At 38.4% G+C, this 7,620-nt stretch carries 5 protein-coding genes and 1 pseudogene; 5 read left to right on the top strand and 1 reads right to left on the bottom strand.

The window, feature by feature from the left end:
* Positions 1 to 252: pseudogene (locus HCUR_RS03850) on the top strand (hypothetical protein); the annotation flags it as partial.
* Between the two features lie 84 nt (positions 253 to 336).
* On the opposite strand, the gene HCUR_RS03845 reads toward HCUR_RS03850, so the two are convergent.
* On the bottom strand, positions 337 to 1,122 hold the full coding sequence (locus HCUR_RS03845; RefSeq protein ID WP_104206828.1) for a WG repeat-containing protein: 786 nt from the start codon (positions 1,120 to 1,122) through the stop codon (positions 337 to 339).
* A 1,489-nt stretch (positions 1,123 to 2,611) separates the two neighbouring features.
* On the opposite strand from HCUR_RS03845, the gene mutL reads away from it, so the two are divergent.
* The 4 genes from mutL (at position 2,612) to HCUR_RS03825 (ending at position 6,877) form a co-directional block, all read left to right on the top strand.
* A complete protein-coding gene (gene mutL / locus HCUR_RS03835) occupies positions 2,612 to 4,459 on the top strand; it encodes a DNA mismatch repair endonuclease MutL (RefSeq protein WP_104206826.1) in 1,848 nt (615 codons plus the stop codon).
* An 833-nt stretch (positions 4,460 to 5,292) separates the two neighbouring features.
* Positions 5,293 to 5,532, top strand: coding sequence for a hypothetical protein (locus HCUR_RS03830; protein WP_129591897.1), 240 nt, complete (start codon positions 5,293 to 5,295; stop codon positions 5,530 to 5,532).
* A 53-nt stretch (positions 5,533 to 5,585) separates the two neighbouring features.
* A complete protein-coding gene (locus HCUR_RS08555) occupies positions 5,586 to 5,747 on the top strand; it encodes a hypothetical protein (protein WP_165780731.1) in 162 nt (53 codons plus the stop codon).
* Positions 5,748 to 6,160: 413 nt separating this feature from the next.
* Positions 6,161 to 6,877 (top strand): DsbA family protein, encoded by a 717-nt coding sequence (locus tag HCUR_RS03825; protein WP_129591896.1) that lies wholly within the window; start codon positions 6,161 to 6,163, stop codon positions 6,875 to 6,877.
* Positions 6,878 to 7,620: the final 743 nt, after the last annotated feature.

Here is a 7,620-nt window from a genome sequence, read left to right as displayed (position 1 = left end):
CTACATAATTTACTATCGATATTAACGATTGCTTTTTGTTTTGCGTACAAAATGAGTCAAATTGTAGTAAAGGAAGCCCCTATCAAAAAGAAAAAGCATGGTCGTTTGGAAAAAAGCGTGTTACGCGTTGGCTTGGATCTGCTGCGGGAATTATTTTTTAAAATTGATCGTTCGGTTAACAATTTCGTGAATGATATTTCGTCAATTTTTAATCAAAACACTGTAATTGAGCGGGTATTTACAGGGAGATAAACTTTTATCCTGTACAGAGATCTTGAGAATATTTTTTTCCTTTAGGGTGGACCGTGTGTAAAATTTATAATTATTTTTTTTAAATTAAAGTGTATTATCTTTTTCTACAGTTTTAAATGTATTATTCTTATCTAAACAAATATTGTATGGAACATTACCCTTAAATAATACAATAGAACGATCTTTATGGTCCACTTTATAGTCTGTAAACTCCATAGGGATAACAATCTCTCCTTTTTTATTAATCGCCCCCCATTTTCCTCCCTTCATGTCTGGATATTGATCGTTTTTATGCGCCTTTGTTAAGCGGCACCCTACACACACGATAGCGATAGGGTGTGAGAAAAAGAAGGGTGTAATCCAATCAAACCGGGGGGGAACAGCGATTTTTCCTTGCAAATCTATACAGCCCATTTTTCCATTTGCTTCAAAACGACTTAACCCGGATACATAATAATCAGGTCCGTTGTCAAAGAGGTATGATTTTACTAATATATCTCCAAATTTGTTGATCTTATACCAAGATTGTCTGACTTTTACTATGCGCTTTCCAAATTCATTGATACGAGGCTCATAGTTATAAGGATCATAAACATCCGCTACTCCGTAAATACTAAAATCCCAAACACTTCGATATTTAGCAGGGATGACAATCTTGCCGTTTTTATTTTTAAATCCCATAAGACCTGTATTGGGATCTGTGAATTTTCTCATAGATGGATCGGTTCCCACCACTTTGTTCGCGCTAGAATAGGATTCTGGTTCTAAATTGATTCTTTTGACCCGTGTAGCACAGATTTCCGGTGTTTTTTTAACGTCACAGCCAGCGCACACGATGAGAAGCGTGTAGATAAAAATTTTTTTACGCATGCTTAAAGTACCCCCTCCGTAATTCTAAAAAATTATTGTACACTTTGCCGTGTACAACAGTATTTTTGCATAGTCTAGTTAAATAATGACTTAAAAGGAGATCGTTGGTATGCTATCGGTACTCAATCATTACTAATCCAGAATACGTAATATAATAAAACACCTTGAATTAGGTGCAAAAACATGTTAGAACGAAAAAATATCCACAAGCAAATAGAGTACCAGTACAGTAAATAGATGATTAATAGATATAAGAAAAAAAATTACGATACTAGAGCACGTTTAGGGTACAAACGTATACTAGACTATTCAAAAATAAAATTACAATTAATCTAACTAAAAAAATTTTGATGTAGTTTGGGATAAAAGGAATATAGCCTCCAGAGAAACCAAGGCAATAGTTAAGATTGGGGCAATCAACTTTTTATCCTGAATCAGAATACTTCGAAAGAAAGGAATTCTTAAAAATGCCCCCTCCAGGGCGTCCGTGGAAAACCTTTGATCCTGTGGCGATGGAGAGCTGTTTTTAGGTTCATCCCGAAAAGAAGATCAAAGCGTATGCCTAACACGACAGTGTTTCAACATCCACTCTAAAGTGTGCTTTGGGGCAGGTTAGTTTTATAGGCAACAAAAGACTACACGGTACAAAGCGCGCTATGAAGCGTTAGGCCTGGAATTCCAAGAAAAAAAATAGCCGTCATTAAACCAGGATATGTTGTTTATGTTGATGATGATTGGCATAGACACCTAGGCATATTGCACCCATGGCTATTCTAAAAGAGGGGCCATTATCTACGAGTCTGTGTCGGGAAAACAGTACGATCGAGAAGGTTTTGTGGCAGGCTGGTGCAACAAAAAAAATTTTGGTATCCATGTGCTATCAAGGCACCTGAACCAAAGCACTTTTTGAGATATAGGTTGAGCCCTTTCTTGTACCAGAACTCAAGCCGGGGCAGATGATTATTTTGGACAATGCATCGTTCCAGCCTGAAAGTTTTGTGTAGAGTAATGAAGAGGGTATAGCAATGACTCTTTGCCCAGACACAGTGTAGAGGAATAGAAGTAAAAAACTGGTAGGTAAAAAGCATAGAACATATTTCAAAAAACCCATAGTATCGCTGGAATAATCTTTTCATAGCACTCCATAGTGACTTCTTGCAATTCAAATTTTTTTAATTATTGTGAAGAATAGTGTTGAATCAAAGCACTAAACCCTAGTCTGATTCTGGTCCTTGCCCTATTTGTGCCCGGTTCAGAAGCATACCCCTTTGGAACATTAAGCCCTGTTTCTCTAAAAAAGCTTACAGATCCATGCCATACTGCTTTAAGCCAGGCGTGTGCTTTCTGCTCCAGGATTCACTTGTACTTCCTAAAAATCTTTACACTTTGGCAACACAAAAATAATATGGGGGTAAAAATTCTTTTCTACAAGCGTTGCTTTCAAGAGGAAAAATAGATAAAATTTTACTTACTCTATTCATAAAATTTTGTGTCTTCCATCATTCGCCTTCTAGAACCAGCGTTAATCAATCGAATTGCCGCAGGAGAAGTGATAGAGCGCCCTACTTCTGTCATCAAAGAATTACTTGAGAACTCCCTAGACGCCCAGGCAAGCGAGATTCACGTTACTGTTCGTGGGGGTGGACAGAGTTTAATGCGCGTTCAGGACAATGGTCACGGTATGAACGAGGAAGATCTCATCCTTTCCGTTCAACGACACACCACGTCAAAATTAGCCCACTCAGATTTATGGAATATTCATACGTTTGGGTTTCGTGGTGAAGCGTTAGCATCCATTACTTCTATTTCTAAGACTACATTAACCAGTAAAACTAAAGATCAACCTCACGGATGGAGCTTGCACAGTGAAGGAGGGAGTCTTGAGGCGCTTAAGCCTGCCCGCTGTGAACTGGGAACGTGTATTGAAATTCGTGATCTTTTTTTTGCAACTCCGGCGCGATTAAAATTTTTAAGATCTCCGGCCCAAGAGTACCGCCACCTTAATGGATGTTTAGAACGGTTTTTATTATTGAATCCTCAGGTACAGTTCTTTTTACATCTTGATGAAAAACAAAAAGTGTTTAAAGCCACGTCTTTAGAGCATCGTATCAAAGCCGTGCTTAATGTAGCAGTTTTGGAAGGGTTTTGGCTAGAAGAAACAGTCCACGATATCCACATCACTGGATGGGCTTCATTACCAGGAGCTCATCGAAGACAAGCCGATCGGATATTTTTGTACGTCAATCAGCGTCCTGTAGACGATCGGATGATGATTCATACTATTCGATCTGCCTATCACGATCTTATTCCCAAGGATCGCTATCCTTGGGCCATACTCTTTTTAACTATTCCTTATGTCGATGTAGACGTTAATGTTCATCCTGCAAAGACTCAAGTACGCTTCAAATCTCCTCAAGATATTCGCGCCGCACTTCTTACAACGTTACGGAAAGTCTTATTCGAACAAGGAAAAAAAAGTATAAGTATCTATCCTAAACCCACATCTTCCTTTTCGTCTGCTCCAGACTTACTCCCTTCTAGGATGGGGGAGGTTGGGAAGTTTCCTTTAATAGCTAGTCCTTCAGACCGGGGAACGTTTCTAGAGACTCCACCCTTGAGCGTGTGCGTACCTCCAGCCTTTGGATTGAAGGAAAGCGATAATCTTGACTTTATCCCTCAAGAAGTTCCTGCTTCATTTAAACATTTCACAGGGTCTAAGCTATCCTGCCCATCTTCGTTAAAGGAATTTCAAGGAACAGATTTGGGCACACCTTTAGGGCAAATTCATAACCGTTATATTGTGGCCGTCAATTCCCATGGATTGGTTGTTATCGACCCCCATGGTGCGCATGAACGCATTCTTTATGAAGAGATGAAACGTCAATGGAAATCTTTTGATGTACAATTTTTAATTCCTCCCCTAGTTCTTTCCTTGACAGAACAAGAAAAGAGTGTTGTAGAGGCCCATATCTCTACGTTAGCGGAAGTAGGGTTTCCTTTGGAATACCAGAAAGACGGGTTTGTGCTAAAAGGAATTCCTGCGGTACTTCATGAACATGCTCCCCAAGCACTGTGGGAGTCTCTACTTCATCATCTTACTCAGGATGAGTTCTCTTCTGCTCAAGAGTTGCAACAGAATCTTCTCCATCCCATGCTAGCCCATTGGGCGTGTAGAAAGAGTATTTTTCTAGGAGATGCTCTATCCTTAGAGGAAATGAATGCTCTATTAAGAGCCATGGAACGCACACCCCATTCTGCGCAATGCAACCACGGTAGAAAGGTTTATTGTCTATTTTCTATGGCACACATTGCCACTTGGTTTGATCGCGATCCTTAGAAAGTATAGTGGCGAGATACATTGTACTGCAATGGAAGAATAATTCCTTTTAACAATGTGTATTTATATGCAAAAATCCTCTGAAAAAACACTCCGTCGCTATGGCATATCTCTTGCTTATCGAAAATTCTGCCTCACTATTTTGCACTCAAATATTCTGGTGATTTTTGGCAAATCATTCTACCTTTGCGTAGTCTATTCTAGGTTTACACCCTAAACGTTCTCTAGCATAGTAATTTTTTTCTTGTATCTATTGACCGTATTTCTGCTTTTCTCAAACGCTTCGAATGCTTCCTGCTGTGTTCTGCCTTTACTCAGGGAATGTATTCCTTTTTTTTTACATCTTGACTCTCTGGGCTTGTGGATATTTTTTTCATAGTTGTGAACCTAATTCACAGTGATTTATTATTGTGAACTTTATGGCATGATCCCTATTTCATAGTGATTTTGAAATTTACATTAAGATCTTTTACAGTATTTATTGTACGCTCTTTACGATAAGAGCTCTTTTTACGGATAATCTCTGGCGTTTAACTGCACTGCTTGTCCTATAAGTTTTTTCTCTAATGAATATATTTTCTTCGTACAATAAATCATAACTATTTTGGAATATAGAAAAATCAATATAGAACAGTTTTAATAGAAGAAAAGAGAAGATATTTAAAGCTGTCGTATTCATTAGATTTTCGTTGTAAGGGGTTAGGCATTAAGAAGGAAGAAGGCATGAGTCATGAAAAATCGGGTAAACGTTTTGGAATAGATCAGCAGACTATAGAGGGAGTACGCGTTTAGAACCGAACTTAGTTCGCTATAAGTCGGCCAGCATAATTGACATGGAATGTTTAGAACACGATATCAAGATGGATCCTGATGCCTATCAGCCAGAGCGAGCGGAGCGTTTTGGGGTTAGCAATAAAAATTTCAAATTATCCAGAAGCGAATCCAGAAAAAAATCTGTATTGTACCAAAAGCGTGATGAATTCAAAAGCAAAGTTGATGACCGTAGAGTTGCACATGGTCTACCAAGAACTCAAGGGTATTCTGTAAAAAGGCGGCGTTGTTACGGAAAATAGGATTGGGGTGCCAAAAATAGAACAACTCTGTAGAACAAATGGTATAGGCGCTAATGGGCTTTACTTTAGGGGCCATTGGATTGCTTACGGGTTCTGTAACGGTATTGATTTGTTGGGTAGAGGAAATAGTACTCACCAATATCCCAGAAAACCATGATATTGTCATGGTTAATGCTGTTTTCCATAAAAGTAAAGATAGGCAGAAAATGAATTAAGGATGCTGGTCATACTTTACTTATTGGCCATTCTATAGTTATTTTTCTATATACATCAAGAATGAATGGAAGAAAGAGGTCCGCATTGACCTAAAGTGTCAACACTGAAACCCTTAGAAAATGTTCTAGGATTTTAGTACACTGGTTTTTTTCGAGAGATTGAAAAATTGAGTATCCTAATGACGTACAATTATTTTATTACTACGGAGAGACTAATTTCTAACACGCTATTCCCTAATATTCTCTGACTTTCTTTTTTCCCTGGTAATTTCAGCGATATTTTTCCCAAAATTTTTTTGATCATCTCTTTTGGATACGCGTAGTGTTATGCGCTCTCTAATAAACTCTATGGTAAAGTCAAATTTTTATGCTAAAATGCAATATCTCAGATATAAAAAACAGGAAAAAATTCATTGCGTCTGCATACAAAAACTATATTAGGAATGGGATTGTCTGTAGTATGTATGGGGATTGGTGTTTACGTGAATTATTGGACGTCTTCTGCTTCTAAAAGAGACGACATTTATGCTCAAGAAGCTATTCAGGAAAACTACATAAAAACAGCCTTCCCAAAAGTAAAAGGAGAATTTTACACAAGTTTTCAGTCTTTGGATGAAGAAAAAGCTCCTTATACACTGATCGCGTTTACCTCTCTTGCATGTCATGTATGTAGCACTTTTCATCGCATCACGTTTCAAAAAATTCAAGCTTCTCCTGCTTATACTTCTGGTGCACTTCGGGTAATTTTTGTAGAATATCCCGCAGACCGCATAAGCTTTTTTGCTAGCGGATATGTCTGGGCTTCTAAAAGCCCAGATCAGGCACGAAATCGCTTGATGGACACTCAAGAGAGCTGGGGTGAGTACAATAGAAATCTCAAATCTGCTGCAAAAATAGAAGCAGAACAGTTAAAAAAGATTCAAAACATCCTAAAAACAACGAAAACGTTGTCTCAAAAAAAACTTACAGTATTATTTGAAAAGAAGATGGAAGCACAAAAAGTTTTTGGTATTACAGATGTTCCATTTTTTGTATTGTATCAACCCAATAAACCTAAAGGAAAGAGGATTAAAACCCATGTAGGAGTAATGGAATGGGATATGTTGTATTCTTGGCTTGAAATACGATAATTGTCCACAATACCTAGGATGCAAAGTTCCTTGATAAAGCGAAATTTTTCACGTCCCTCGCTGATCCCGCCATACAAATTTAAAAGCACTTTCACCAGCATATCTTCTAGGAACCTATCTTGACAATGTGAGATCCATGAATTAAAAGATATGGATAAGAGAGCAAAGAATCACTTGTCCAAGTGATTTTAGTAGATCAATAAAAGACCTTCATTGAAAGTCATTTTAGAACAGAAAATTATGGGCAAAACCGAAAGCATAGCCTAAGATAGTTGATGAATACCGTCTTTAGGGGATGAAACTGGGATGCCAATGGCGTTTCTTTCCCAAAGAATATCCACCCTAGAAAACAGTCTACAGTTTTTACAAGAGCGCCAAAGATAAAGGAATCCAGGAAAAAAGAACGGGAGATCTTATGAACCCCAGTCCTATGAAACTGGGGCGCCATGCCGACCCCAGTGATAGTATCCTCGATTCCCAAAGTGTACAAACAACGGATAACGCTTCAGAACGGTGTATTGATGGGAGAAAAAAGGTCTTAAGCGTCATAGTCTAACAGACACATACAGTCATCTTTTGCACACTAAAGTCTAGGAAGCCCATATTGATAATACGGCTGGAGCCTGTTCTGTCTTTCAAGAAGCTTTAAGAAACGATCCAAGGCTTAAAGATGTTTGTGCGGATACCGGTAAAAATGTCTTAAAGCACACACGTGAGATATCGGGGCGCTTGACTCAAGGGGG

Source organism: Holospora curviuscula, from assembly GCF_002930195.1.
GTDB classification, from domain to species: Bacteria; Pseudomonadota; Alphaproteobacteria; order Holosporales; family Holosporaceae; genus Holospora; species Holospora curviuscula.
Note: the sequence above shows the minus strand (reverse complement) of the source record. Positions and strands in the feature narration are given on the sequence as shown.